We start from the raw sequence: 22,502 nt of genomic DNA on the forward strand, positions 1-22,502 counted from the left end.
GGCCCCGGTCAAGGTTGCGACGCCCGCCAAGACCGCCGCGCCGAAGCCTGCCGCCAAGCCGGCCGCGAAACCGGCCGCCAAGGTTGCGCCGGCCAAGACTGCGGCTTCGAAGAAGGCCGCCGCGCCCGCCAAGGCCGCCGCGCCCAAGGCTGCCGCGAAGCCTGCGGCCAAGCCGGCCGCTGCGAAGGCTGCGCCCAAGGCTGCTGCGAAACCCGCCGCCAAGCCCGCCGCGAAAGCCGCTGCACCCAAGGCTGCAGCCAAGCCCGCCGCCGCGAAAGCCGCGCCCAAGGCTGCAGTCAAGCCTGCGGCCGCCAAGCAGCCCGCGCCGGCCAAGAAGCCTGCCGCGCCGAAGGCTCCCGCCAAAAAGAGCTGACCCTATCCACCGCTCGCCCCGGCGGAGGCGGGGCCCCAGATCCCGGAGCTCTGAGTTTCCAGGCTAGGCTCCGGGGATCGGTCGGTGGCAGCCCAGACATATGATCTGGGTCCCTGTCTTCGCCGGGATGAGCGGATGCTAGTTATTCGCTGACCGCGTGAGGGCGACCAGGGCCTCGTCGAGGCAGGCCCGGTCGCCGGCGATGACGATCTGGCCGCCGTGCTGGCCAACCGGGTTCCCGCGCCAGTCGGTGACGACGCCGCCCGCCCCCTCGATGAGCGGGATGGCGCTCTCGATGTCCCAGGACTTCAGGCCCGCCTCGATGACCATGTCCATCGTGCCGGCCGCCACCATGGCGTAGGCATAGGCGTCGCAGCCGAGCCTCGCGAGCTTGGCCGCCGCGCGCACCTGGGTCCAGGCGCCGAGTTCGGCGCCGTTGAAGCAGGCCTCTGGGTCGGTGGTGGCGATGATGGCGTCTGTCAGTTTCGGGCAGGCCCGGACCTTCAGGGCCTTCTCGGTCCCGCGCGCCAGCAGGCGCGAGCCCCCGGCATGGCCGATATAGAGCTCGCCGATATAGGGCTGGCCGATGGAGCCCAGAACCGGACGTCCATTGTGGCGCAGGGCGATCAAGGTGGTCCAGACGGGGAGGCCGGCGATAAAGGCGCGGGTCCCGTCGACGGGATCGAGCACCCAGACGAACTCGGCGTCCGGGCGGTCCTCGCCGTACTCCTCACCGATCACCCCGTGCTCGGGATAACGCTCGGTGATCAGCTTGCGGATAGCGGCCTCCGCGCCCTTGTCTGCGGCGGTGACGGGATCGAACCAGGTGGCCGTGCCCTTGTCCTCCAGGCCGTGATCGGCCCGGAACAGTGGGGCGATGGCGGCGGCTGACGCGCGGTTCAGGTCGATCAGAAAGCTATCGAGAGCAGCGAGACGGTCGGGAGCGAGCATGTACCCGCTTTATCCCGCCGCTCGCCCTCGCGATATCCCCCCAGATACGCAGGAGGGGGAGTTAGACGGCCTCGTGTTCGCCGTTGAGCGACTTGGCGAGGTCCAGCAGACGGCGGCGCGGACGCTCACCCAGCTGGTAGTAGGCGCGGATCAGGTCGAGGGTTTCCTTGCGGGCGAACATCTCGCCCCCGCCGTCGCCGTCGTTGGCCGGTTCGCGCTGAGCCAGTTCCGAGAGGCCGTCATAGAAGTAGCCGACCGGCACTTCGAGGGCTTCGGAGAGCTGCCAGAGGCGAGCGGCCGAAATGCGGTTCGCGCCGCACTCATACTTTTGGATCTGCTGGAACCGCACGCCGCAGGCGCCGGCCAGTTGCTGCTGCGTAAGGCCCAGAAGCCGGCGACGCCGGCGAAGACGCTTACCAAGATGAACGTCGATGTCGTTACCCATGGGATCCACCGCCCCTTCTTCGTATCTGTTGGCGCCCGTCCCAAAGCGAGACGGTCTGGCCTGAAACGGGCAAGTCGCGCGCCAGGAGACTGCGGCTCGCGTTGCGCGACCGGGGGGCTGCGGTTAGGACAGGCCATGACGGAAGCGCGACCCTCCCTGGCCCAGTACGTCGTGTGGCGGCTCGAGGCCCTGGCCTATAACCTGGTCACCGGCCTGGCGCGGCTGTTCCCCATCGACAGCGTGTCGGACTTCGGGGCCTGGCTGTTCCGCCGCCTGGGTCCGCTCACCAGCACCCACAAGGTCGTGCAGACCAATCTGCGGATCGCCTTCCCCCAGGCCGACGAAGCCGAGATCGCCCGGCTCACCGACGAGAGCTGGGCCGAGGCGGGCCGAGTGGCCCTGGAATTCCCGATCCTCGACAAGATCGTGGGCGACCCCACCCGCGTGCAGGTGGTGAACGCCGAGCGCCTGAAGCAGATCGCCGACACCGGAGAGTCGGTGGTGTTCATCTCAGGCCACTTCTCCTCGATGGAGGTGATGCCCGCCGCCATCGTCCACGCCGGGATCACCTGCCAGATCACCTATCGGGCGATGAACAATCCCTATGTCGACGAGAGCTTCCGCCGCTCGCGCTTCCGCTATGGTGTGCGGCTGTTCGCGCCCAAGGGGACCGAGAGCGCCCGCGAACTGATCCGCGCCCTGGCGCGCGGCGAATGCGTCGCCCTGATGAACGACCAGAAGTTCAACGGCGGAGTCGCCGCGCCACTGTTCGGCGTGACCTGCCACACCGCGCCCGGCCCCTCCAGTTTCGCCCTGCGCTTCGACGCGCCTCTGCAGCCGATGTCGGTGCAGCGCACCCACAAGGCCCGCTTCAAGGTGGTGGTCCACGATCCGATCCGCCTGGCGAATACCGGGAACCGAAGCGAGGACATCGCGGCGGGCGTGCGCAAGGTGAACGCCTTCATCGAGGACCGCGTCCGCGACCGGCCCACCGAATGGTTCTGGGTCCACAAGCGCTGGCCTAACGAGACGTACAAGCGGTCCCGCAAGTAGGGATTGGACGTTCGGCGGCGGCGCGACCTGTGGTGCGCTCGGGTCCCCTGACCCTTCCGACCGTGCCAGGGTGGCAGGCGGCGGGGGGCAGATCAAGCCAAGCTATTGTGCTTTGCCAGGCCGCCCGCACCTCGCCGATTTTCCGGCCATGACCCCAGATATCTCAGGTGACTGGCACGGTGTCCTCGACACCGGCCAGGCGAAGGTGAAGCTCGGCCTCCGATTCGAGGGCGACACGGTGTGCATGAACCGGCGCTCCGGCGCCGTCGACCCTCTGCCGCTGCGCCGTGACGGCGACAGCTTCGCCTTTGAGCTCCTGCCCGTGGACCTCGCGTTCGAGCTGCGGCTGGCGGGCGGTCGGCTGGAGGGGACCTGCTTCCACAACACCGTGGACTTCCCCGTGAGGGTCGTGCGGGGCGTCGCGCCACCGACCCTCCACGCGATCCGGCCGCAGACGCTGGCGCCGCCATTTCCCTATGAGGTGGAAGCGGTCGCCTTCACCGGCGCCGACGGCTTGAGCCGGTCGGGAACCTTGACCCGGCCGCCGGGTCCCGGTCCCCACCGCGCCATCGTCCTCTCCTCTTGGTTCGGCGAGGTCGATCGCGACCAGACTGTGGCCGGCCACAGGCCCATGGCGCTCTGGGCCGACCGGCTGACCCGCCTGGGCTTCGCGACCCTGCGCTACGACAAGCGTGGCGTGGGTCAATCGGAGGGCCGCTTCCACACCGCCAGCACCGGGGACTTCGCCGCCGACCTGGCGGCGGCCGTCGCCTTCCTGCGGATCAGATCCGACCTCGGCGCGGTGGGCCTGCTGGGCCACAGCGAGGGCGGTCACATCTCCGCCGACGTCGCCGCCGCCGATCCCACCATCGCCTTCTGCGTGATGATGACCCCGACCGGCGTTCCCGATGAGGAGGTTCTGGAGGCCGAGATGTTCAACGCCGCGCGGGTCGTCGGCGGGGTCCCCCGCGACTTCGATCGCACGGTCGGCTTCGTCCGCGCCCTGACCCAGGCTTCGAAGGCGCTGACGGCCGAAGAGAGCCTGGCCCAGGCGCGCGAAATCCTCAGAGCGGCGGCCTATCCGCCTGAACGACTGGAAGTCCGCGCCGTCATCGCCGCCGCACCCTGGCAGCGATACTGGGCCACCCACGACCACACGGCGGGATTGCGCCGCCTGACCTGTCCGGCCTTGGTGGTGATGGCGGGGAAGGATCTCCAGACACCGCCAAGGGCGCACGCGGCGGCCCTAACGGCGGCCAATGCGGCGGCGACTGTGGTGACCCTGCCTGGTCTCAACCACCTTCTGCAGCCTGCGACCACCGGCGCTCCGTCCGAATATCGGGAGATCGCGACGAGTCTCGATCCAACTGTGATCAAGCTGGTCTGCGACTGGATCGCGGCGCTTTAGGCCGGCGTCTTCACGCCCACCATCAGGGTCGGATCGAGGTTGCGGCCGTGCCATTTCATTCGCCAGCAGAGGTGGGGCCCCGTCGCCCGGCCCTCCTTGCCCACGGCGCCGATCACCTGGCCCTGGGTCACCATCTCGCCGCGCCGCACATCGACGCGGGACTGGTGCAGATAGACACTGATCAGGCCCTGGCCGTGGTCGATCATGGTCAGGCCGCCCTCGAAGTGCAGGCCGGTCTCGGCGAAGGCGACGAGGCCCGAGGCCGGCGCGCGGACCGTGGCGCCGGTGGGCGCGGCGAGGTCGGCGCCATAGTGGGGCGTGCGGGGTTCGCCGTTCAGGACGCGCTGGCCCCCGAACCGGCCGCTGACCCGGTATTTCTCAAGGGGTGGAATGAAGCCCGATTTGAACCCGTCCAGGTCGGCGCGGCTGGCGAAGCCCTGGGCCTTGCGCCCGGCCTCCGCCCGGATGCGGGCCAGCAGGGCGGCGCCCGATGGGTTCACCTGGTTGTTGGCCAGGCCGTTGATCCGCTGGATGTCGAAATTCCCCGGCGCGATCTGGGCGACGTGGCTGGCCTCGCCATCGGCGCCCACGACGCGGATGGTGGCCTGGGGCTCGGCGTCGCGATCGAAACCGACGACAAAATAGCCGGCCTCGGAGGCCAGGCCCTCGTCAACGCCGTTCACGAACACCCGGGCCCGGGGGCTGGTGCGGCCGAGCGCGAAGCCACCCTGCTGGTAGCGGCCGGTCAGCGACAGGCCGGGCGCGGCGGCGTGCGCAGGGGTCCAGAGGCTGAGAGCTCCCAGGCCCAGCAGGACGCTGCGCCGGTTCAGCGGTTGGTCGCCTGCCAGCGGGCCAGGCTCTCGGCCGGGCCGGCATAGGCTTCCTGCAGCGGGGCGCTCCAGTAGCGCAGGGCCTCCAGCGGCACCTTCACCCCAGAGACGGCGCAGACCACGTAGCGGCCCGGCTTCAGGACGACAAACTCGCCATCGCCATAGTGGACGACGGCCAGGTCGGCGGTGGATCCGGAAAGGTCATGGGCGTTCATGGCGGGCATCTTAAACGAGCCGGCAGCCTCAGAACAGATCGCCTTGTGCGGAAGGTGTCGTGGGCGCCTTCGGTGCGCGTACCGGCCGAGCGGGCGCGGGCGCCAGCGGCTCTGGCGCGGCGGTGGGCGTGCCGTCGATGGTGGCCTCGCGGGTGGTGTCGGCGAAGACCAGGCTGACGCCCTCGCCGCTGCGCAGCGATGCGCCGTCCAGCGCCAGGGACCCGTCAGCCCGGATGACCTTGGCGAACCCGCGCCGAGGCGGCGCCTTGGGATCCAGCGGGGCCAGCAGCTTGGCCTGATAGGCGAGCCGTTCGGTCATCCGCTCCAGGCCGCGCGCCAGGGCCGGTTGCAGCCGGACCGTTGTGCGGGCCAGGGCCTGGGCCTGTTGCTCCTGCGGCCGCTGGAGCAGGGCGGGGACCAGGCGGCTTGTGAGACGGCCCAGTTCGGTCCGGTGGACGGCGATATTGCGCGTGAGCCCCGCCGACAGTCGCGACGAGACCCCCGCCAGCCGCTCGGCGCGGACCTGCTGTGGTCGCTGGAGCAGGCCCGGCGTCAGGCGTGAGGCCGTGCGGATCAGCTGGTTATCGTGGAGAGCGATGTTGCGGTTCAGAGCCGCGGCCAGGCGGCTGGCCGCCAGGTTGAAGCGCTGGGCGGCCATCTCCACCAGGTCTGGGACACGGTCCAGGGCGCGCTCGGCGTTGGCCACCCGCTGCCGGCGGTCCTCGACGATGCGGCCCCCCTGGCGGTGCAGGCGGGAGGTCAGGTCGCCGATGGCGGCGCGCAGTTCGGCCAGGACGGGCGTGGCCACCTCCGCCGCCGCTGTGGGGGTGGGCGCGCGGCGGTCGGAGACGAAGTCGATCAGGGTGGTGTCGGTCTCGTGGCCCACGGCCGAGATCAGCGGAATGGTCCCCGCCGCCACCACGCGCGCCAGGCCCTCGTCATTGAAGGCCCACAGGTCCTCCACCGACCCCCCGCCGCGCGCGACGATCAGCACGTCTGGGCGCGGCACGGGGCCGTCGGGCGCGAGGGCGTTGAATCGCTGGATGGCGTTGCCAACCTGGGCGGCGGCGGCGTCGCCCTGCACCACCACCGGCCAGACGATCACCCGGCAGGGCCAGCGGTCTCGGATGCGGTGCAGGATGTCGCGGATCACCGCGCCGGTCGGGCTGGTGATCACGCCGACCACCAGGGGCATGGCGGGCAGGGGCCGCTTGCGCGAAGCCTCGAACAGCCCCTCGGCCTGCAGCCTGGCCTTCAGCCGCTCCAGTTGGGCCAACAGGGCGCCGACCCCGGCGGCCTCCATGGTCTCGATGACGATCTGGTAGCGGGACCCGGCGGGGTAGGTGGTGATCTTGCCGGTGACGATCACCTCCAGCCCCTGCTCGGGCCGGACAGACAGGTTCTTCACCGAGCCCTTCCACACCACCCCGTCGATGGCGGCGCGCTCGTCCTTCAGGGTCAGATAGACGTGGCCGTTGCCGTGGTGGGTGACCTTGGAGAGCTCGGCGCGCAGACGGACGAAGCCGTAGGCGTCCTCAAGCGTGCGCTTGAGCGCGAACGCGAGTTCCGAGACGGAATAGGGCTTGGCGTTGGAGTCGGTCGACTCTGCCAGGACGTCGGTCATGGCGGGAGATTAGCGAGGGCCGGGCCGAAACCCAAACCCTCGCACGCTCTCCAAGCGTCGAACTAGATGTAGCGGCGCAGCGAACGGGCCAGCTCATTGGGGCCAGAACGCTTCTTGGTCTGCGCCGGCTGATAGGCGACCCGGGCGTGCTCGGCGCAGTAGGGGCCGTCATCCTGGCGGCGGCCGCAGAAGGTGAAGCCGTCGGTGGACGGATCGCCGATCGGCCATTTGCACATGTGGGCGCCCAGCGTCAGCACGGTGGCCGAGCCCGGCGCTTCGTCGATGTAGCGCACGGGCGCCGGCACGGGGGCGGTGGCCACCAGCGGCTCGGCGATGCGGCGCGGCGCGGCCGGCTGCGCCACGGCGCGTTGCGGACGCGGGGCCTTGAAGACCGGACGGGCGGGCTTGGAGGGGGTGGCGCGGCCCGACAGGCCCAGCCGGTGAACCTTGCCGATCACCGCGTTGCGGGTGACGCCGCCAAGCTGCTTGGCGATCTGGCTAGCCGACAGGCCGTCCTGCCAGAGCTTCTTGAGATTTTCGACGCGTTCGTCTGTCCAACCCATGGTCTTGCTCCGCGTGTCCTGGTTCCATCAGCCCCGCGCGGCAGACCCAGGATCAATATGTTGTGGCAGCGCGCTACTCACGGCATCACCAACTACCAGATATCGTAAACACATCCTTAAGACCCACAATAGGCGCCCCTCCCTTCATCCACAGGAACTACATATAGCGTCGGAAGGCCGCACCCTTGCGCTTCGGGCGGGCTGGGCGCACATGAGCCGTCATGAAGGATATGCCCGACGCCGCAGCCGTTATGCCGCCCCAGCCCCGCGACTATCACGGGGTCAACTGGGCCGGTTTGCGAACCCTCTATCTCCGCGAGATCCGACGGTTCTGGAAGGTGGGCATGCAGACCCTGGCCGCCCCGGTGGTCACCGCCCTGCTCTACATGATGGTCTTCGTGGTGGCCGCTCAGGGTGCGCGCACTCCGGTCCACGGCGTGGCCTTCGCCACCTTCGTGGCGCCCGGCCTGATCATGATGCAGATCCTCAACAACGCCTTCGCCAACGCGTCATCCAGCCTGCTGCAGGCCAAGATGAACGGTCTGACCGGCGATTTCCTGACCCCGCCCCTGACGCCGATGGAACATGTGGCCGGCTTCGCGCTCGGCGCCGCGACTCGCGGCATCGTGGTGGGCGCGGTGACCTGGCTGGCCGTCCTGCCCTTCGCCCACCTGCCGGTCACCCACCTCTGGGCGATCCTCTATTTCGGCGCCGGCGCCTCGATGATCCTGGGCCTGCTGGGCGTCATGGCCGGGCTCTGGTCGGAGAAGTTCGACCACATGTCGGCGGTGACCAACTTCATCATCATGCCGATGACCTTCCTGTCGGGCACCTTCTACCTCGTGGAGCGGCTGCCTGAACCCTTCCGCTCGGCCAGCCATTACAACCCGTTCTTCTATCTGATCGACGGTTTCCGCTATGGCTTCATCGGCCACGCCGAAGGCTCGCTGCTCGCCGGCATGGGCATGACCGCGGGCCTGGTGATCGCCTTCAGCTGCATCTGCCTCTGGATGTTCGAGACGGGCTACAAGCTGAAGACCTGAGGTCGCGGCTCGTATCTCTCCCCGCGGACGCGCGATCGCCGGTGTGGAAATCCCGCCACGCCTGCCCGCGTCACGCGCTCGTCGCGCCCCAACATTATTGACAGGGCCGGGTTCGAAGACGAAAACGTCGAGCCTTCCTGTCCCCGCCGCCACGCGCCGGGGACGCTTCTCTTTTGGGAGGTATCCCCAGTGACTGAAAAGACCGCGACGCAAGCCGCGCCCGTCCCCAGCGATCACATCATGGGCGTGTACAACCGCACCCCGCTGGCGTTCGAGCGAGGCGAGGGCGCGCGACTTTTCACCACCGACGGTGACGCCTACCTCGACTGCATGGCGGGCATCGCCGTCAACGCGCTCGGCCACGCCAACCCTAAGCTGGTGCAGGCTGTGAAGGACCAGGCCGAGAAGCTGTGGCACGTGTCCAACATCTTCACGATCCCGGGCCAGGAAAAGCTCGCCAAGGTGCTGACCGACGCCACCTTCGCCGACGAGGTGTTCTTCACCAACTCCGGCGCCGAGGCCATCGAGTGCGCCATCAAGACCGCGCGCAAGTATCACTGGGCCAAGGGACAGCCTGAGCGCATCGACATCATCGGCTTCGACGGCTCGTTCCACGGCCGGACGCTCGCCGCCGTCAACGCCTCGGGCAACGCCAGCTATCTGGAGGGCTTCGGTCCCAAGATGCCGGGCTTCATCCAGTCGAAATTTGGCGACATGGAAGCCCTGAAGGCCCTGGTCGGCCCCACCACCGCAGCGATCATCGTCGAGCCGGTGCAGGGGGAGGGCGGCGCCCGCTCGCTCACCGAACAGCAGCTCCAGGCCCTGCGCCGCCTGTGCGACGACACCGGGACCCTGCTGATCTATGACGAGATCCAGTGCGGCCTGGGCCGAACCGGCAAGCTGTTCGCCTATGAGTGGGCCAAGGACGCGGCGCCCGACATCATGGCCATCGCCAAGGCGCTGGGCGGCGGCTTCCCGGTCGGCGCCTGCCTGGCCACGGCGGAAGCCGGCCAGGGCATGACCGTCGGCAGCCACGGCTCCACCTACGGCGGCAACCCGCTGGCCATGGCCGTGGGTCTGGCGGCGATGGAAGAGCTTAACAGCGACGCGCTGCTGGCCCACGTCCGCGAGGTCGCCGGCTATTTCGTGCAGCAGCTCTCGGGCCTCCAGGAACGCTTCCCCGACGTGGTGGAGGACATCCGTGGCAAGGGCCTGCTGATCGGCATCAAGCTGAAGACGCCGAACCGCGAGTTCATGCAGCATGCCCGCGACCAGCACATGCTGATCGCCGGCGGCGGCGACAACTGCGTGCGCCTGCTGCCGCCCCTGACCCTGACCCTGGAAGAAGCCCAGGAAGCCATCTCGAAACTCGAGGCCTCCTGCGAGGCGGCGCGAACCGCGGCGAAAGCCGCGGCCTGATTTCACCCATCCCCGGCCTTGGCCGGGGATCCATTTGGATTTCCCCGCTTTCAGGTCGCACCTGATCCCCGGCCTTCGCCGGGCGAGCGGGATTTGGGGGTTTCCCATGACCCAAGTCAGACACTTCCTCGACCTTTGGCGGCTTCCCCCCGCCGACCTGCGCGCCATCCTGGCCGACGCCAAGGCCCGCAAGGCCGCGCGCAAGGGCTGGACCCAGGGCCGCGTGGACGCCGATGCGCCCGGCGCCGAGCGGACCCTGGCCATGATCTTCGAGAAGAACTCCACCCGCACCCGCTTCTCCTTCGACGCGGCCATGCGCCAACTCGGCGGCGACGTGATCATCTCCACGGCCAGCGACATGCAGCTGGGCCGCGGCGAGACCATCGAGGACACCGCCAGGGTGCTGTCGCGCATGGTCGACGCGGTGATGATCCGCGCCAACCGCCACGCCGACCTTGAGACCTTCGCCTCGGTCTCCACCGTGCCGCTGATCAACGGTCTGTCGGACAAGAGCCACCCCTGCCAGATCCTGGCCGACCTGCTGGCCTTCGAGGAGCGCTGCGGCTCGGTGGAGGGCAAGACCCTGGCCTGGATCGGCGACGGCAATAACGTCTGCTCGACCTTTATCCACGCCGCCCCGGTGTTCGGGTTCAAGCTGAAGATCGCCAGCCCGGCCAAGTACCACCCCGACCGCGTCGACCTGGCCCGCGCCGCCGACCTGCAGGGCCGAGTCGAGGTGATGGAAAACCCGCTCGACGCCGTGGCCGGCGCCGACTGCGTGATCACCGACACCTGGGTCTCCATGGGCGACACCGACCGCGACGACCGCCTCGCCGCGCTGGGCCCCTACCAGGTCACCGAGGCCCTGATGGAGAAGGCCGCCCCCGACGCCGTCTTCATGCACGACCTGCCCGCCCACCGTGGCGAGGAGGTCACCGGCGACGTGCTGGACGGCCCGCGCTCGCTGGCCTGGGACGAGGCGGAGAACCGCATCCACGCCCAGAAGTCGATCCTGGCCTGGTGCTTCGGGGAGATCGCCTGACTCAGAGGCGCGCCTCCTGCGGGCGGATCTGACCACCGGGCTCGCAACCTCGCCCCAGTCCCCCTATATGGCCCGCCCATGAGCATCGAAACCACCGCCGCCCCCGACGATCTCGTCGCCCCGTTCCAGATCGAAGGTGAGCCCGTGCGCGGCCGCCTTGCCCGGCTGGGCGCCGCCGTGGACGAGATCCTGGCTGCCCACGACTATCCGGAGGCCGTCGCCAACCTGCTGGGGGAAGCCTGCGCTCTGGCCGCCCTGGTGGGCTCCAACCTGAAGTTCGACGGCCGGTTGATCGTCCAGGCTCAGGGCGACGGCCCGGTGCGCTACGTCGTCGTGGACTACGACACCGACGGCGCCCTGCGTGGCTACTGCCGCTATGACCCCGAGGCGGTGGCGCAGGCGGCCAAGGGCTTTGTGCGGCCCGGCGCCAAGACGCTGCTGGGGGAGGGGGTCTTCATCATGACCGTCGACCAGGGTGTCGACATGGACCGCTACCAGGGCATCACCACCATCGAGGGCGAGACCCTGGCCCTGTGCGCCGAGCAATATTTCGCCCAGTCGGAACAGACCCCCACCCGCGTGCGCCTGGCGGTCGGCCAGGCCGATCTTGGCGACGGGATGGCCTGGCGGGCAGGCGGCATGCTGATCCAGAACATCGCCGAGGACGAGAACCGCGGGCCTACCGCCGAAGCCTGGGTCCGCACCCAGGCCTTCTTCGAGACCATCGGCGAGGACGAGCTGCTCGACCCCACCATCTCGGCCGAGACCCTGTTGTTCCGCCTGTTCCACGAGGACGGGGTCCGAGTCTTCGAGGCCAAGCCCCTGAAGGCCTTCTGCCGCTGCTCGCAGGAACGCATCGAGAGCGTGCTCACCTCGTTCTCGGCGGAAGAGCGCGCCGACATGGTCGAGGACGACGGCCTGATCAAGGTCACCTGCGAGTACTGCTCCAGCACCTATTCGGTCGATCCGGCGAGTTTGACGGCGGAGGCGTAGGCCCCCAACCGCTCGTCCCGGCCTTCGCCGGGATGAGCGGATTTTCTAGGCCGCGTCCAGCGCCCGCTCGACGTCGCGGATCAAGTCCCCCGCCCCCTCGAGACCCACGCTCATCCGCACCCAGCCCTCGGTGAGGCCGATGCTCAGGCGTTCGGCCTCGGGCATGGAGCGGTGGGTGGTGGTCGACGGGTGCGTCGCCATCGACTTGGCGTCGCCGAGGTTGTTGGAGATGTCGACGATGGCCAGCGTATCGAGGAACCGCCAGGCGGCCTCGCGGCTGCCCAGGTCAAAGGCCACGACGCTGCCGCCGCCCGACATCTGGTTGGCGATGATGGCGGCCTGCGGGTGGTCCGGACGGCCGGGATAGATCACCCGCCGACACTTGGCGTGGGCGCCGATGGCGTCGGCCACCTTAGCGGCGTTCTCCGTCTGGCGGGTGACCCGCAGCTCCAGGGTCTCGAGCGCCTTCAGCAGCACCCAGGAATTGAACGGCGAGAGCGCCGGGCCAGTGTGGCGGAGGATGTCCTTGTAGCTCTCGGTCATCAGCTCGGCGCCGCCCAGGATCGCGCCCCCCAGCACCCGGCCCTGGCCGTCGATGTGCTTGGTGGCCGAATAGACGACGATGTCGGCGCCCAGGGCCAAGGGCTTCTGGAAGAGCGGGGTGGCGAAGACGTTGTCCACCACCAGCTTGGCGCCGGCGGCATGGGCCACGTCGGCCACCGCGCCGATGGCGGTCACCTCCAGCAGCGGATTGGCCGGGGTTTCCACCAGGAAGGCCTTGGTGTTGGGGCGCACGGCGTTCTTCCACGCCTCGATGTCGGTGGCGTCGACGAAGGTCACATCGACCCCGTAGCGCGGCATCAGCTCCGACAGAATCCAGCGGCAGGAGCCGAACAGGGCCCGGCCCGCGACGATGTGATCGCCGGCCCGCACCAGACCCTGCAGGGCCACGTGGACCGCGGCCATGCCCGAGGCCGTCGCGCGGCACTGCTCGGCGCCCTCGAGAAGCGCCAGGCGGTCCTCGAACATCTGGGTCGTGGGGTTGCCGAAGCGTTGGTAGATGAAGCCTGGCTCCTCGCCCGAGAACCGCTTGTCGGCGGCGCTGGCGCTCTCGTACGAGAAGCTCTGCGTCAGGAAGAGCGCCTCGGAGATCTCGCCATAGGGGGAGCGCGCCATACCGCCGCGCACCAGCTTAGTCTCTTGCTGCCAGGTGTTCGGATCTTCGGCCATGGGGCGCTCCTTGGATGACGTCCGCAGAAAGCACTTTCGCCCGCCAAACCGGAATCCAGTTTTCCTGCGAGAGCCTTCAGGGAGGGCGGCATGAACCTCAAGCTGTGGCTGCCGGTCAAGCTTGGCCGTTCGCCGTACGGCTGAATCGACTTCCGACCTGCTCAGAAAACCGGCAACCTCTGCTTCACTATAGGGAGGACACCACCTAATGCCGCTCAATATGCTGTTTCGCCTTCTCGGCCTGATCCTGGTTGTGCTGGGCCTGCTCAACGTCGCCATCGGCTTCCTGCCGGCCTCGGTCCTGGCCTCGATCCCCAAGCAACTGATGCTGGTGGAAGGTTTCGCGCAGTCGGTGAGCCTGCTCGGTCTCGGCGCCATGATCTATTTGCTGGCCGAGATCGCCGCCAAGCGCCCGGCCAAGAGCTACTAGAGGCCGATGCCGGTCAATTTCGCGATCCGGGTCTTCAGCCTGCTCCTGACCTTCTTCGGGGCGTTGAATCTCGTGATCCTGGCCCTGTCGGACCATCTGCAAAGCTGGGTTCCGGCGGTGCTGCGGCCGGCCGCCAACTTCGGTGAGGCGCTCGCCCTGTTCGGGGTGGGCGCCGCCGTCGCCATGCTGGCCGAGATCGCCGCCAAGGTCGGGAAGAAGCACTAGGCGGAGAGGGTGGGGGAGGGAGAGCCCCTCACCCCGACACCGCTCGCCCCGGCGAAGGCCGGGGCGCAGATCGCACGGCTGGGCCCGTCCGGAGAACTCCGAACGGGCCTTCGGCGATCTCTGCGCTCTGTGACCTGGGTCTCGGCCTTCGCCAGGATGAGCGGGTCCCGGGGCTTTCCGCCAACAGGCCGCAGTCGCCTGGCACTTGCCAATCCCGCCCCTCCCGGCGAGTGTCCCGCCGATGACCGACGCCGCTCGCGCGGGGATTCTCCCCTGCCAATCCATCGATGACCTGATCACCCACGGCGCCATCCTTTCGGCGACGCCCTTTGACGCCGATCAGGTGCAGCCCGCCAGCCTCGACCTGCGCCTGGCCGCCCGCTGCTGGCGAGTGCGGGCGAGCTTCCTGCCTCGCCTGGGCCGCACGGTGGCGAGCCGCATCAGTGACGTGGCCATGCACGAACTGGATCTCACGAGAGGGGCCGTTCTCGAGAAAGGCTGTGTCTATATCGCCGAGCTGCAGGAGCGGTTGCACCTGCCCCCCGGCGTCTCGGCGCGGGCCAACCCGAAGAGCTCCACCGGCCGCGTCGACGTCTTCGTGCGGCTGCTGTCGGACAACCAGCCGGCCTTCGACGACGTGATCGAGGGCTATGACGGTCCCACCTATATCGAGATCGCCCCCCAGACCTTCTCCATCCTGGTGCGCACCGGCACCCGGCTGAACCAGTTGCGGCTGAAGCGCGGCGCCCCGCCCAAGCTGCTCACCAAGAGCGTCGGCGTCGACCTCTCCGACGGGGTGGCCGGCTTCCGCGCGCGCCGCCACGCCGGCGTCATCGACATGGACCATGTCGACGGCCATGACCCGCGCAACTACTGGGAGCCGCTGATCCCGCAGAACGGCGAACTGCTGCTCGATCCCGGCGAATTCTACATCCTGGCCTCCAAGGAGGCGATCGAGATCCCGGTGCTGCAGGCCGCCGAGATGACCCCCATCGATCCCTCGGTGGGCGAGTTCCGCGTCCACTATGCCGGCTTCTTCGACCCCGGTTTCGGGACGGAGGAGGCCCAGGGCGTCGGCTCCAAGGGCGTGCTGGAGGTCCGCAGCCACGAGACCCCCTTCCTGCTGGAGGACGGCCAGACCGTCGCCCGCCTGGTCTATGAGCCCCTGACCGCCAAGCCGTCGCGGCTCTACGGCGACCAGGGCAGCCACTACCAGCGCCAGGGCCTCAAGCTCTCCAAGCACTTCCAACGCTGGACGGCGAACCTCTGACCTCCTGAGGCCACATTCAGGGCCCAACCCAATCCGCTCGTCCCGGCGACGGCCGGGACCCAGGTGAAACCCACTCCGATCTCATGCGAGGCCGGTATTGGGCCCAGGGTCAGCTCGTTCGGCTAAGGCTGAATCTGGGTCCCGGCCTTGGCCGGGATGGGCGGATTTTTGTCACCACCCTGCGGCGGGCCGCCACAGCCAAGCCGTTGATCCGTTAACCATATTTAAGTTCGACTCACGGTTTTCTGGAACCTGAGGGGCCAGGAAGCCGCCATGCCCGATGCGACCTATATCGCCTTCGTTCCGACCGCCAAGCGCGACCGCTTGCGGACGATATTGCAGACCGAGGACACCGGCCCCCTGGCCTGGCGCGAACACCGCACCCTGTTCGGCAGCGAGTTCTACTTCTCCGGCCCCCCTGGCCTGGCCCGCAAGGCCCAGGCCTATGTCGCCGAATGGGTCATCACCGGTTAGGCGCTTGAGTGGGTCTGCGAGACCCGCTAGAGAACCACCACTGCAAGCCTTATCCGATGAGGCCTTCGCGGGCGTAGCTCAGGGGTAGAGCGTCAGCTTCCCAAGCTGAATGTCGTGGGTTCGAATCCCATCGCCCGCTCCAGTTTTCCTTGAAAATCAATATGTTGAGTGCGGCGGGGTGCTAGAGTGTGCTTGAAATTTTTCGGGCTCGAAGTCGGGCGGGCTTGCTGGTTCTGGTCCGACTCTCAGGAGCGCTAGGAGTTGAGGCCCCGGAACTTTTGAGAACCCTGTAGTTCGCCCTATTTCTTTGGCAATTGTCGGCCGCGCCACACGCCCGGATGAAGGTTTTCAATCTCAGCTAGCCGCGCAGCTCGTTCTTGAGCATGCTTATCGGCGTCTGGGTCTTGGTCCAGCAAGGGAGAGCGCGCGTTCATCCGCAATATCGAGTCAATCTCGTCAGCAATTTGGTCGGCCATCTGCTGTGCGTTCGAGATGTACGTGTGGACTTGGCCCTTCATATGCCGAGGCAGTTGATCCAGAGGATATCGGCGCAGCGCCCGAATGCCCTCGAGGACGTGCTCGTTGCATTTGATGAGGCGCAGTCTCAGCTCTCGCAACGTCCTCAAGGCCAAGCGGTTGAGATCCAAGGCCTCGATTGAGTAGTCCCCGGTTTCAGTTTTCGGCTTTAGTCGAATTCCAGACAGCTCGAAGTGGTCAGAGTGCAAATCTTCGTCTGGCCTGAAAAACCGAGTTCCGGCGTCGCGAGCGTCGGGCGGCGGATAGCGGTCGCCCTTTCGGATGTTGCAGGTATCGCACGCGTAGAGGAGGTTGCCGTACTCGTTCTCTAAGTCTGGGCGGGCTCTCTGCGGCTCATAGTGGTCGATTGTGAAGCGTATGGACTGAGCTTCTGCTTCCGATATCGTGCAATAAGCGCACGAACAAAAGAAGTCGTGGCGCAACGGCTGACGATACTCATTGTACGGCAGTCCGGGCGTTACCGATGATCGCTGGACAAGGGACCGACCTGCGGTGACTGCAGGTAAGTTGCTGCCCCCGGTTTCATCGCTCATTTGCGTCTGCTACCGCTTTTGGCGGCGCCTAGCTGCTTCCGGAGTCCGTCGATTTCCTCCGCAAAATTCTCATAGCGGGCAATCGCACTCTCCAGCATCTCCAGGCTGTGGCCGTGGCGTGCGTCTTCTATGCGATCCAACGACCAGCGAATGTACTCTAACCGGTTGCTCTCTTGCCGGCTGATCGTGCCGTCGAATTTCTTATCCAGGAGAGTTTGCCGGTCGATGAGCAGCTTTCGATATTCGTGTTCAGGAGTGCTGCGTGCGTTAATCCGTCCAGCGCGGCGCGCGGCGTCTGCCTCAACGCCGCTAGAGAATTGCGAGAAGTTCGGCGCGCGGAAGCCGGTGCCCGAGTTCTCGCTGGTGCTGACATTCCGTGGAGCTGAGGGGACGTCGCCCCCATCGCCGCGCAAATCCATCGGCGCGGTGAAGTCAAACTCACGTTGTGCCGCTGATGACGTGCTCATCGAACCGACTCCCTTCGGCCAATTCCTCAAAGTATTCTAATGCGGCCTTCTGCCCGGACGCGGTCATCGTGTTGAGCGAGGCGGGGTTAGCTGCCTGCGGCTCGTCGAATTCCCGCATCCAGTCGAAGGTAAGCGATACCAATTTGGTTGGGTCTTCAGGTTTTACAATCGTGTGACTGCATTTGTCATAGGAGCCGTCGCGCTCTGCGAGACGGGCCGCTAGTGTGAAAGTGCAGCTTTCCAGTCCACCTGCCCAAGGCTTTCCCATATACGAGATTAGACGGGCGATACCCGGAGGAAGTTCGTCTTCAGTGACGCTCGTGCTTGAGACGATCCCGAGCCGTCGAATTCCCCGCTCCCTTGCATTTGGAAGAAGCAATGTCGCTTCGATTAGGCGCTCAATTACTTCTGGAAGCAGTTCCGTGTAAGGCAGCGGCCGCGACAGCATATCAATGGTGGGGGGACCGCCACTCACTAACCTCGTGCGGATTCTGTGGTGAAATCCAACGGTCACCCTAAGAGGGTCAAAAGTATATCTGAATCCAGCATCATTCACGAAGGCAATCGAAGTTGATGTGACCTCTTCGATTTGGAAAGTTGCGGTATCACCCTCAAATTCGCGGTTAAGGATAGGCGCAAGCGTATCCAGATAACGATCACTAGAGATGATCATTGGGTCAAGCTTGAACCCCACTAAAGGGGTGGAAGCGAGTTTGTCACACCAACTCACGGGGTTTCCTTCGCTCTTTGGATCGACTTGACCGTAGCATGCCGCTTGGCCGCTTCGAAGGGGAGTGGGGATTTCGCGAAAACCAGCTAACCTATTGACGACAAACAGGCGGATTTCAGTCGTCTTCGGAAAATAACCTAATAAAAGCAATGGATCGGATTAGCTTCCCAAGCTGAATGTCGTGGGTTCGAATCCCATCGCCCGCTCCAGTTTTCGGGGGCGTCAGTCTCCCCAATCGGACTTCTCCCCCATGAAGACCCTCCTTCTTGCGACCGCGTTCAGTCTCACCGCCGCCCCGGCCTTCGCCCAGGCCAATTGGGCGCAGCCGGCCGAGCCCTACAGGATCATCGACAACACCTATTCGGTCGGCTCGGCCGGGCTGACCGCCCTGCTGATCGTCACGCCCAAGGGCGCGGTGCTGCTGGACGTGGGGCTGCCGCAGAACGCCGCCCTGGTGGAAGCCAATATCGTCAAGCTGGGCTTCAAGCTCAGCGACGTGAAGATCCTGCTCACCAGCCACGGCCACTTCGACCACGCCGGCGGCCTGGCCAAGCTGAAGGCCGACACCGGGGCGGCCATGATCGCCCTCGAGGGCGACCGCTACGCCTTGGAAAAAGGGGTCTATCCGGGCTCGGAGGCCAATACGGCGATGAACTTTCCGCCGGTGAAGGTGGACCGGGTGGTGAAGGACGGCGGGGTTGTCGAACTGGGCGGCCTGAAGCTCACCGCCCACCTGACGCCAGGCCACACCGAGGGCTGCACCACCTGGACCTGGCCGGTGAAGGACAGGGACGGCAGCGCCCACACCGCGCTCTATTTCTGCAGCGCCAGCGTCGCGGCCAACAGCCTGGTCCCTGAGCAGTACCCCGGCATCGTCGCCGACTACCGCCTCACCTTCGCCACCGCGCGCGCCATCCCCGGCGACGTCTTTCTGGCCCCGCATTCGGAGTTCTTCGACGCACCGGCCAAGCAGGCCCGCCTGGGTAAGCCCGGCCCCAACCCCTTCATCGACCGCGCCGGCTACCTGAAGGTGATCGACGCCCAGCAAAAGGGCTTCGAGGCGTCGCTGGCCAAGGCCAAGGCGGCGAAGTAGCCCGCAGCCAAGATGCTCCCCTGCTGGGGGAGCTGTCAGCGGAGCTGACTGAGGGGGACTTTGACTCTTGTTTTGGGGTCGAAGGGGTCAACTACGTTGATCCCCCTCCGACCCGCCGCTTCGCGGCGGCCCACCTCCCCACATCGGCGCGTAGCGCCTGGGGGAGGATCTAGCGCCCGTGAACGCAGCACTTGTCGAACTGTGTTCGGAAGGTCTGGATAGCCGCGAAGCGTGGACCAACCGCGCCCCCGGGTAGGAGATTATTCAATGGCTGACGGCGCCGTGGACATCCTGAAGGACAAGCGCGCCGCCGCGCACAAGTCCGCCTACGAAACCCCGCTGGAGGAGCTGAACCCGGCGCGCGCCTCGCTGTTCCGCGACGACGCCATGTGGCCGATGTTCGAGCGGCTGCGGAAGGAAGACCCGATCCACTACACGGCCGACAGCAACTACGGGGCCTACTGGTCGATCACCAAGTATAACGATATCCTGGCGGTGGACTCCAACCACCAGGTGTTCTCCTCGGCCAAGGGCATCACCCTGACGCCGAAGGTCGCGCAAGGCTTCCGCGACCCCAACAACACCGCCACCAACTTCATCGCCATGGACCCGCCGCGCCACGACGTGCAGCGCAAGACCGTCAGCCCGGCCCTGTCGCCCCACGCGCTGTCGATCATGGCCCCGCTGATCCGCGAGCGGGCCGGCCTGATCCTCGACAGCCTGCCGATCGGCGAGGCCTTCGACTGGGTGGACCTGGTCTCCAAGGAACTCACCACCATGACCCTGGCGACCCTGTTCGCCTTCCCGTTCGAAGAGCGCCGCAAGCTCACCCGCTGGTCGGATGTCATGACCACCGCGCCAGGCCTGGGCCCAGCGGCCGACCTGGCGGAGATGCGCGCGATGATGGCCGAGTGCTTCGGCTACTTCACCGAGCTCTGGAACCAGCGGGTCAACGCCGAGCCCACCGGCGACCTGATCTCCATGCTGGCCCATGGCGAGGAGACCCGGAACATGACGCAAGCGGAGTTCCACGCCAACGTGGCCCTGCTGATCATCGGCGGCAACGACACCACGCGCAACACCATCTCCGGCTCGGTCCTGGCCCTGAACCAGAACCCCGACCAGTACGCCAAGCTTCGGGCCAATCCGTCGCTGATCCCGTCGATGGTGTCGGAGACGATCCGCTGGCAGACCCCCCTGGCCCACATGGCGCGCACCGCGACCCAGGACTTCGAGCTCGGCGGCAAGACCATCAAGGAAGGCGACAAGGTCGCCATGTGGTACGTCTCGGGCAACCGCGACGAGAGCGTGATCGCCAATCCCGACAGCTACATCATCGACCGGGAGCGGCCGCGCCAGCACATGTCCTTCGGCTTCGGCATCCACCGCTGCGTGGGCAACCGCCTGGCCGAGCTGCAGCTGACCATCATCTGGGAGGAGATCATGAAGCGCTTCCCCGACATCCAGCTGCTGGAGGAGCCCAAGCGGTCCTTCTCGATCTTCGTGAAGGGCTACGAGGACATGAAGGTCGTGCTTCCGTCCCGGCTCTAGGTCATTCTGACGGCGGGAGGACGCCGTGAGTGACGAGTTGAAGCTGAACGCCGGTCCCGGGACGCTGCGCCGCCGCGCCCTGGACGCGGCCCGCGCTCTGCTGGAGGAGAGCGGCGCCGAGGGTCTGCACCTGCGGGCCATCGCCGCCCGGGTGGGCAATGCGGTGGCCACCCTCTACCACCACTTCGCTGACAAGAACGCCCTGCTGGCCGCGCTCGCCATCGAGGGTTGGGAGGAGCTGGCGCGCGCCATCGACCAGGCCATGGGCAGCGGGAAGTTCACGCACCGCATCGATGCGGCCTCGCGGGCCTTCCTCACCTTCATCCGGCGCAATCCGCAGCTCTACGCCCTGATGCAGACCGAGCAGGCCCTGGCCGCCAACGACGCCGTGCGCGCCGCCGAGCGGGCGGCCTTCGCCACCTTCCAGACCTCGTTCCAGGGCGACGAACGCGTGCCGCCCGAGCGGGCGGAGGAGGTGGCGCTCACCATCTGGGCGCTGGGGCGCGGCATCGCCTCGGCGGTGCTGATGCAGGGCGACGATGATCCCGCCGCCGCCGGGCGCCTGGTGGCCAAGGTGATCTCGGGCTTCGGCTTCCTGCTGTCGCGGCGCTTCACCGGCTGACGCGCGCCGCAGGGTCGGCTAAGGCCAAGCCATGCGCATCGCCCTCACCACCCTCGTCGTCGCCGACTATGACGACGCCTTGGAGTTCTACGTCCACGCCCTGGGCTTCACCCTGACCGAAGACACCGACATGGGCGGCGGCAAGCGCTGGGTGGTGGTGACGCCGTCGGCCGGCGGAGCGGGTCTGCTGCTGGCCCAGGCCTCGGGCGCGGCCCAGGTGGCCAGCGTCGGCCACCAGGCCGGCGGCCGGGTCATGGGCTTCCTGCACACCGACGACTTCGCCCGCGACCACGCGCGCATGACCGCCGCCGGCGTCACCTTCCTCGAGGCCCCGCGCACCGAACCCTACGGCACGGTGGTGGTCTTCCAGGACCTCTACGGCAACCGTTGGGATCTGATCGAACCCAGCTAGCCTAAATCCTTCTCCCGCAAGGGGAGAAGGAAAACCTAGATCTGCACCACGGTCTCGTCATGGCGCGGCAAACGCCCTCGCAGGGACATGTGGCCGTGCAGGCGAGCGACGCAGTGGCTGGCGGTCTTTTCGAACAGGAAGGGGAAGATCGCGTGGATCACGCAGGCCAGGCCCGCCGCGACCAGGGTCGCGCCGAAACCGGCCGCGGCCCCCATGTGCTCGCCATAGGTCTCGCCGACCTGGTGCGGATGTCTGGTGAAACGCTCGATCATGGCCCGCCCCTGGTGCTGAGAGACAGGATGCATCGAGCTCCAGAGAGGATCATTGTCGATTTCGCCGTGCACCATGCCTAGAATAGAAAAATATTCTCCAGATACGGCGTTTCGCATGAGCGATGTTCTCGATCCCGTCGACCGCCGCATCCTGCGGGAACTGCAGGCCGACGCCACCATCTCCATCGCCGACCTGGCGGAGATCGTCGGCCTGTCACAGACCCCCTGCTGGAAGCGGGTCAAGCGGCTCACCGACGACGGTGTCATCGAGCGCCGCGTCGCCCTGCTGGACCGCGACAAGCTGGATCTCGGCCTTGTGGTCTTCGTCTCGATCCGCACCGCCCGCCACGACGAGGCCTGGCTGGCCGCCTTCGCCAAGGGCGCCTCGGCCCTGCCCGAGGTGGTGGAGTTCTACCGGATGAGCGGCGAGACCGATTACCTGCTCAAGGTCGTGGTCTCCGACATCGGCGCCTATGACCGCTTCTACAAGCGCCTGATCGCCACGGCCGAACTTGGGGACGTCTCCTCGTCCTTCGCCATGGAGCAGATCAAGTTCACCACGGCCCTACCGCTCTAGGGACCTCGCCCCGTAAGGGGCAGGGGAGAAGATCGTTGACCACCACTTCCTCCGCGCCTAGCCTCACCCCGTCGCCAGCACGCCTCGAAAGGAGGGTTTCCCCATGACTGTGTTCATCCA

27 protein-coding genes and 1 tRNA gene are annotated in these 22,502 nt (G+C 67.1%); 17 read left to right on the plus strand and 11 right to left on the minus strand.

What is annotated here, in order from left to right; all coding sequences use genetic code 11:
- The coding region (locus tag AAC997_RS13100) for a hypothetical protein (protein ID WP_340646143.1) at nucleotides 1-373 on the plus strand (373 nt) is incomplete at its 5' end.
- Between the two features lie 138 nt (nucleotides 374-511).
- Here the strand turns inward: AAC997_RS13100 and hisN are convergent.
- Together hisN and AAC997_RS13110 are read right to left on the minus strand one after the other, a co-directional pair.
- On the minus strand, nucleotides 512-1,324 hold the full coding sequence (gene hisN, locus AAC997_RS13105; protein WP_340646144.1) for a histidinol-phosphatase: 813 nt from the start codon (nucleotides 1,322-1,324) through the stop codon (nucleotides 512-514).
- 61 nt (nucleotides 1,325-1,385) lie between these two features.
- Nucleotides 1,386-1,778: a helix-turn-helix transcriptional regulator gene (locus AAC997_RS13110; protein WP_340646145.1), complete on the minus strand. Its 393-nt coding sequence runs from the start codon at nucleotides 1,776-1,778 to the stop codon at nucleotides 1,386-1,388.
- Between the two features lie 126 nt (nucleotides 1,779-1,904).
- On the opposite strand from AAC997_RS13110, the gene AAC997_RS13115 reads away from it, so the two are divergent.
- Entirely contained in the window at nucleotides 1,905-2,822 is a 918-nt protein-coding gene (locus AAC997_RS13115) for a lysophospholipid acyltransferase family protein (RefSeq protein WP_340646146.1), read from the plus strand.
- A 148-nt stretch (nucleotides 2,823-2,970) separates the two neighbouring features.
- A complete protein-coding gene (locus AAC997_RS13120; RefSeq protein WP_340646147.1) occupies nucleotides 2,971-4,230 on the plus strand; it encodes an alpha/beta fold hydrolase in 1,260 nt (419 codons plus the stop codon).
- On the opposite strand, the gene AAC997_RS13125 is transcribed toward AAC997_RS13120, so the two are convergent.
- From AAC997_RS13125 to AAC997_RS13140, 4 genes are all read right to left on the minus strand, one after another.
- A complete protein-coding gene (locus AAC997_RS13125; protein WP_340646148.1) occupies nucleotides 4,227-4,913 on the minus strand; it encodes a M23 family metallopeptidase in 687 nt (228 codons plus the stop codon). The genes AAC997_RS13120 and AAC997_RS13125 overlap by 4 nt on opposite strands.
- 143 nt (nucleotides 4,914-5,056) lie before the next feature.
- Nucleotides 5,057-5,275, minus strand: coding sequence for a DUF2093 domain-containing protein (locus AAC997_RS13130; protein WP_215342380.1), 219 nt, complete (start codon nucleotides 5,273-5,275; stop codon nucleotides 5,057-5,059).
- A 28-nt stretch (nucleotides 5,276-5,303) separates the two neighbouring features.
- Nucleotides 5,304-6,899 (minus strand): exodeoxyribonuclease VII large subunit, encoded by a 1,596-nt coding sequence (gene xseA, locus AAC997_RS13135; protein ID WP_340646149.1) that lies wholly within the window; start codon nucleotides 6,897-6,899, stop codon nucleotides 5,304-5,306.
- Between the two features lie 62 nt (nucleotides 6,900-6,961).
- The gene (locus AAC997_RS13140; RefSeq protein WP_340646150.1) at nucleotides 6,962-7,462 is read right to left on the minus strand and encodes a GcrA family cell cycle regulator; all 501 of its coding nucleotides are present in this window, start codon (nucleotides 7,460-7,462) and stop codon (nucleotides 6,962-6,964) included.
- Between the two features lie 221 nt (nucleotides 7,463-7,683).
- Between AAC997_RS13140 and AAC997_RS13145 the strand changes: the two genes are divergently transcribed.
- From AAC997_RS13145 to AAC997_RS13160, 4 genes are all read left to right on the plus strand, one after another.
- Nucleotides 7,684-8,505 (plus strand): ABC transporter permease, encoded by an 822-nt coding sequence (locus tag AAC997_RS13145; RefSeq protein ID WP_340646151.1) that lies wholly within the window; start codon nucleotides 7,684-7,686, stop codon nucleotides 8,503-8,505.
- A gap of 240 nt (nucleotides 8,506-8,745) precedes the next feature.
- Nucleotides 8,746-9,924 (plus strand): aspartate aminotransferase family protein, encoded by a 1,179-nt coding sequence (locus AAC997_RS13150; RefSeq protein WP_340646197.1) that lies wholly within the window; start codon nucleotides 8,746-8,748, stop codon nucleotides 9,922-9,924.
- Between the two features lie 106 nt (nucleotides 9,925-10,030).
- Nucleotides 10,031-10,966: an ornithine carbamoyltransferase gene (gene argF / locus AAC997_RS13155; RefSeq protein ID WP_340646152.1), complete on the plus strand. Its 936-nt coding sequence runs from the start codon at nucleotides 10,031-10,033 to the stop codon at nucleotides 10,964-10,966.
- Between the two features lie 78 nt (nucleotides 10,967-11,044).
- Nucleotides 11,045-11,959 (plus strand): Hsp33 family molecular chaperone, encoded by a 915-nt coding sequence (locus tag AAC997_RS13160; protein ID WP_340646153.1) that lies wholly within the window; start codon nucleotides 11,045-11,047, stop codon nucleotides 11,957-11,959.
- A gap of 45 nt (nucleotides 11,960-12,004) precedes the next feature.
- Here the strand turns inward: AAC997_RS13160 and metZ are convergent, their stop codons facing one another.
- Nucleotides 12,005-13,189 (minus strand): O-succinylhomoserine sulfhydrylase, encoded by a 1,185-nt coding sequence (metZ, locus tag AAC997_RS13165; RefSeq protein WP_340646154.1) that lies wholly within the window; start codon nucleotides 13,187-13,189, stop codon nucleotides 12,005-12,007.
- Between the two features lie 208 nt (nucleotides 13,190-13,397).
- Between metZ and AAC997_RS13170 the strand changes: the two genes are divergently transcribed.
- The 5 genes from AAC997_RS13170 (at nucleotide 13,398) to AAC997_RS13190 (ending at nucleotide 15,730) form a co-directional block, all read left to right on the plus strand.
- Nucleotides 13,398-13,619 (plus strand): hypothetical protein, encoded by a 222-nt coding sequence (locus AAC997_RS13170; RefSeq protein ID WP_304780946.1) that lies wholly within the window; start codon nucleotides 13,398-13,400, stop codon nucleotides 13,617-13,619.
- Between the two features lie 6 nt (nucleotides 13,620-13,625).
- A complete protein-coding gene (locus AAC997_RS13175) occupies nucleotides 13,626-13,844 on the plus strand; it encodes a hypothetical protein (RefSeq protein WP_340646155.1) in 219 nt (72 codons plus the stop codon).
- A 241-nt stretch (nucleotides 13,845-14,085) separates the two neighbouring features.
- Nucleotides 14,086-15,114: a 2'-deoxycytidine 5'-triphosphate deaminase gene (locus tag AAC997_RS13180; RefSeq protein ID WP_340646156.1), complete on the plus strand. Its 1,029-nt coding sequence runs from the start codon at nucleotides 14,086-14,088 to the stop codon at nucleotides 15,112-15,114.
- A gap of 273 nt (nucleotides 15,115-15,387) precedes the next feature.
- A complete protein-coding gene (locus AAC997_RS13185; protein ID WP_340646157.1) occupies nucleotides 15,388-15,588 on the plus strand; it encodes a hypothetical protein in 201 nt (66 codons plus the stop codon).
- 67 nt (nucleotides 15,589-15,655) lie between these two features.
- Nucleotides 15,656-15,730 (plus strand) — tRNA-Gly (locus tag AAC997_RS13190).
- A 157-nt stretch (nucleotides 15,731-15,887) separates the two neighbouring features.
- Here the strand turns inward: AAC997_RS13190 and AAC997_RS13195 are convergent.
- Genes AAC997_RS13195 through AAC997_RS13205 form a run of 3 tightly spaced genes read right to left on the minus strand, consistent with a single transcriptional unit; the run spans nucleotide 15,888 to nucleotide 17,855 of the window.
- Complete coding sequence (locus AAC997_RS13195) at nucleotides 15,888-16,658, minus strand: HNH endonuclease (protein ID WP_340646158.1); 771 nt, start codon at nucleotides 16,656-16,658, stop codon at nucleotides 15,888-15,890.
- Nucleotides 16,655-17,125, minus strand: coding sequence for a hypothetical protein (locus tag AAC997_RS13200; protein WP_340646159.1), 471 nt, complete (start codon nucleotides 17,123-17,125; stop codon nucleotides 16,655-16,657). Before AAC997_RS13200 ends, AAC997_RS13195 begins: the two co-directional genes overlap by 4 nt.
- Nucleotides 17,097-17,855, minus strand: coding sequence for a hypothetical protein (locus AAC997_RS13205; RefSeq protein ID WP_340646160.1), 759 nt, complete (start codon nucleotides 17,853-17,855; stop codon nucleotides 17,097-17,099). Before AAC997_RS13205 ends, AAC997_RS13200 begins: the two co-directional genes overlap by 29 nt.
- Before the next feature lie 250 nt (nucleotides 17,856-18,105).
- On the opposite strand from AAC997_RS13205, the gene bla reads away from it, so the two are divergent.
- The 4 genes from bla to AAC997_RS13225 all read left to right on the plus strand — a co-directional run bounded on the left by bla (nucleotide 18,106) and on the right by AAC997_RS13225 (nucleotide 21,533).
- Nucleotides 18,106-18,948 carry a subclass B3 metallo-beta-lactamase gene (gene bla, locus AAC997_RS13210; protein WP_340646161.1) on the plus strand — a complete coding sequence of 281 codons (843 nt, stop codon included), beginning with the start codon at nucleotides 18,106-18,108 and terminating at the stop codon, nucleotides 18,946-18,948.
- A 267-nt stretch (nucleotides 18,949-19,215) separates the two neighbouring features.
- A complete protein-coding gene (locus AAC997_RS13215; protein WP_340646162.1) occupies nucleotides 19,216-20,499 on the plus strand; it encodes a cytochrome P450 in 1,284 nt (427 codons plus the stop codon).
- A 25-nt stretch (nucleotides 20,500-20,524) separates the two neighbouring features.
- Complete coding sequence (locus AAC997_RS13220; protein ID WP_340646163.1) at nucleotides 20,525-21,121, plus strand: TetR/AcrR family transcriptional regulator; 597 nt, start codon at nucleotides 20,525-20,527, stop codon at nucleotides 21,119-21,121.
- A 31-nt stretch (nucleotides 21,122-21,152) separates the two neighbouring features.
- Nucleotides 21,153-21,533, plus strand: a complete 381-nt coding sequence (locus AAC997_RS13225) for a VOC family protein (RefSeq protein WP_340646164.1) — start codon at nucleotides 21,153-21,155, stop codon at nucleotides 21,531-21,533.
- Nucleotides 21,534-21,568: 35 nt separating this feature from the next.
- Here AAC997_RS13225 and AAC997_RS13230 read toward each other — a convergent pair whose 3' ends face one another.
- The gene (locus AAC997_RS13230) at nucleotides 21,569-21,805 is read right to left on the minus strand and encodes a DUF6356 family protein (RefSeq protein ID WP_340646165.1); all 237 of its coding nucleotides are present in this window, start codon (nucleotides 21,803-21,805) and stop codon (nucleotides 21,569-21,571) included.
- 73 nt (nucleotides 21,806-21,878) lie between these two features.
- Between AAC997_RS13230 and AAC997_RS13235 the strand changes: the two genes are divergently transcribed.
- Nucleotides 21,879-22,382: an Lrp/AsnC family transcriptional regulator gene (locus AAC997_RS13235; protein WP_340646198.1), complete on the plus strand. Its 504-nt coding sequence runs from the start codon at nucleotides 21,879-21,881 to the stop codon at nucleotides 22,380-22,382.
- Nucleotides 22,383-22,502 lie beyond the last annotated feature (120 nt).

The organism is Phenylobacterium sp. (assembly GCF_037968635.1).
Taxonomy (GTDB): domain Bacteria; phylum Pseudomonadota; class Alphaproteobacteria; order Caulobacterales; family Caulobacteraceae; genus Phenylobacterium.

What these genes read in the sequence shown, in the direction of transcription:
- hisN (WP_340646144.1), bottom strand. Translation starts at nt 1,324, where the DNA reads ATGCTCGCTCCCGACCGTCTCGCTGCTCTCGATAGCTTTCTGATCGAC.
- AAC997_RS13115 (WP_340646146.1), top strand. Translation starts at nt 1,905, where the DNA reads ATGACGGAAGCGCGACCCTCCCTGGCCCAGTACGTCGTGTGGCGGCTC.
- AAC997_RS13120 (WP_340646147.1), top strand. Translation starts at nt 2,971, where the DNA reads ATGACCCCAGATATCTCAGGTGACTGGCACGGTGTCCTCGACACCGGC.
- AAC997_RS13130 (WP_215342380.1), bottom strand. Translation starts at nt 5,275, where the DNA reads ATGAACGCCCATGACCTTTCCGGATCCACCGCCGACCTGGCCGTCGTC.
- xseA (WP_340646149.1), bottom strand. Translation starts at nt 6,899, where the DNA reads ATGACCGACGTCCTGGCAGAGTCGACCGACTCCAACGCCAAGCCCTAT.
- AAC997_RS13140 (WP_340646150.1), bottom strand. Translation starts at nt 7,462, where the DNA reads ATGGGTTGGACAGACGAACGCGTCGAAAATCTCAAGAAGCTCTGGCAG.
- AAC997_RS13145 (WP_340646151.1), top strand. Translation starts at nt 7,684, where the DNA reads ATGAAGGATATGCCCGACGCCGCAGCCGTTATGCCGCCCCAGCCCCGC.
- AAC997_RS13150 (WP_340646197.1), top strand. Translation starts at nt 8,746, where the DNA reads ATGGGCGTGTACAACCGCACCCCGCTGGCGTTCGAGCGAGGCGAGGGC.
- argF (WP_340646152.1), top strand. Translation starts at nt 10,031, where the DNA reads ATGACCCAAGTCAGACACTTCCTCGACCTTTGGCGGCTTCCCCCCGCC.
- AAC997_RS13160 (WP_340646153.1), top strand. Translation starts at nt 11,045, where the DNA reads ATGAGCATCGAAACCACCGCCGCCCCCGACGATCTCGTCGCCCCGTTC.
- metZ (WP_340646154.1), bottom strand. Translation starts at nt 13,189, where the DNA reads ATGGCCGAAGATCCGAACACCTGGCAGCAAGAGACTAAGCTGGTGCGC.
- AAC997_RS13170 (WP_304780946.1), top strand. Translation starts at nt 13,398, where the DNA reads ATGCCGCTCAATATGCTGTTTCGCCTTCTCGGCCTGATCCTGGTTGTG.
- AAC997_RS13175 (WP_340646155.1), top strand. Translation starts at nt 13,626, where the DNA reads ATGCCGGTCAATTTCGCGATCCGGGTCTTCAGCCTGCTCCTGACCTTC.
- AAC997_RS13180 (WP_340646156.1), top strand. Translation starts at nt 14,086, where the DNA reads ATGACCGACGCCGCTCGCGCGGGGATTCTCCCCTGCCAATCCATCGAT.
- AAC997_RS13185 (WP_340646157.1), top strand. Translation starts at nt 15,388, where the DNA reads ATGCCCGATGCGACCTATATCGCCTTCGTTCCGACCGCCAAGCGCGAC.
- AAC997_RS13195 (WP_340646158.1), bottom strand. Translation starts at nt 16,658, where the DNA reads ATGAGCGATGAAACCGGGGGCAGCAACTTACCTGCAGTCACCGCAGGT.
- AAC997_RS13200 (WP_340646159.1), bottom strand. Translation starts at nt 17,125, where the DNA reads ATGAGCACGTCATCAGCGGCACAACGTGAGTTTGACTTCACCGCGCCG.
- bla (WP_340646161.1), top strand. Translation starts at nt 18,106, where the DNA reads ATGAAGACCCTCCTTCTTGCGACCGCGTTCAGTCTCACCGCCGCCCCG.
- AAC997_RS13215 (WP_340646162.1), top strand. Translation starts at nt 19,216, where the DNA reads ATGGCTGACGGCGCCGTGGACATCCTGAAGGACAAGCGCGCCGCCGCG.
- AAC997_RS13225 (WP_340646164.1), top strand. Translation starts at nt 21,153, where the DNA reads ATGCGCATCGCCCTCACCACCCTCGTCGTCGCCGACTATGACGACGCC.
- AAC997_RS13230 (WP_340646165.1), bottom strand. Translation starts at nt 21,805, where the DNA reads ATGATCGAGCGTTTCACCAGACATCCGCACCAGGTCGGCGAGACCTAT.
- AAC997_RS13235 (WP_340646198.1), top strand. Translation starts at nt 21,879, where the DNA reads ATGCCTAGAATAGAAAAATATTCTCCAGATACGGCGTTTCGCATGAGC.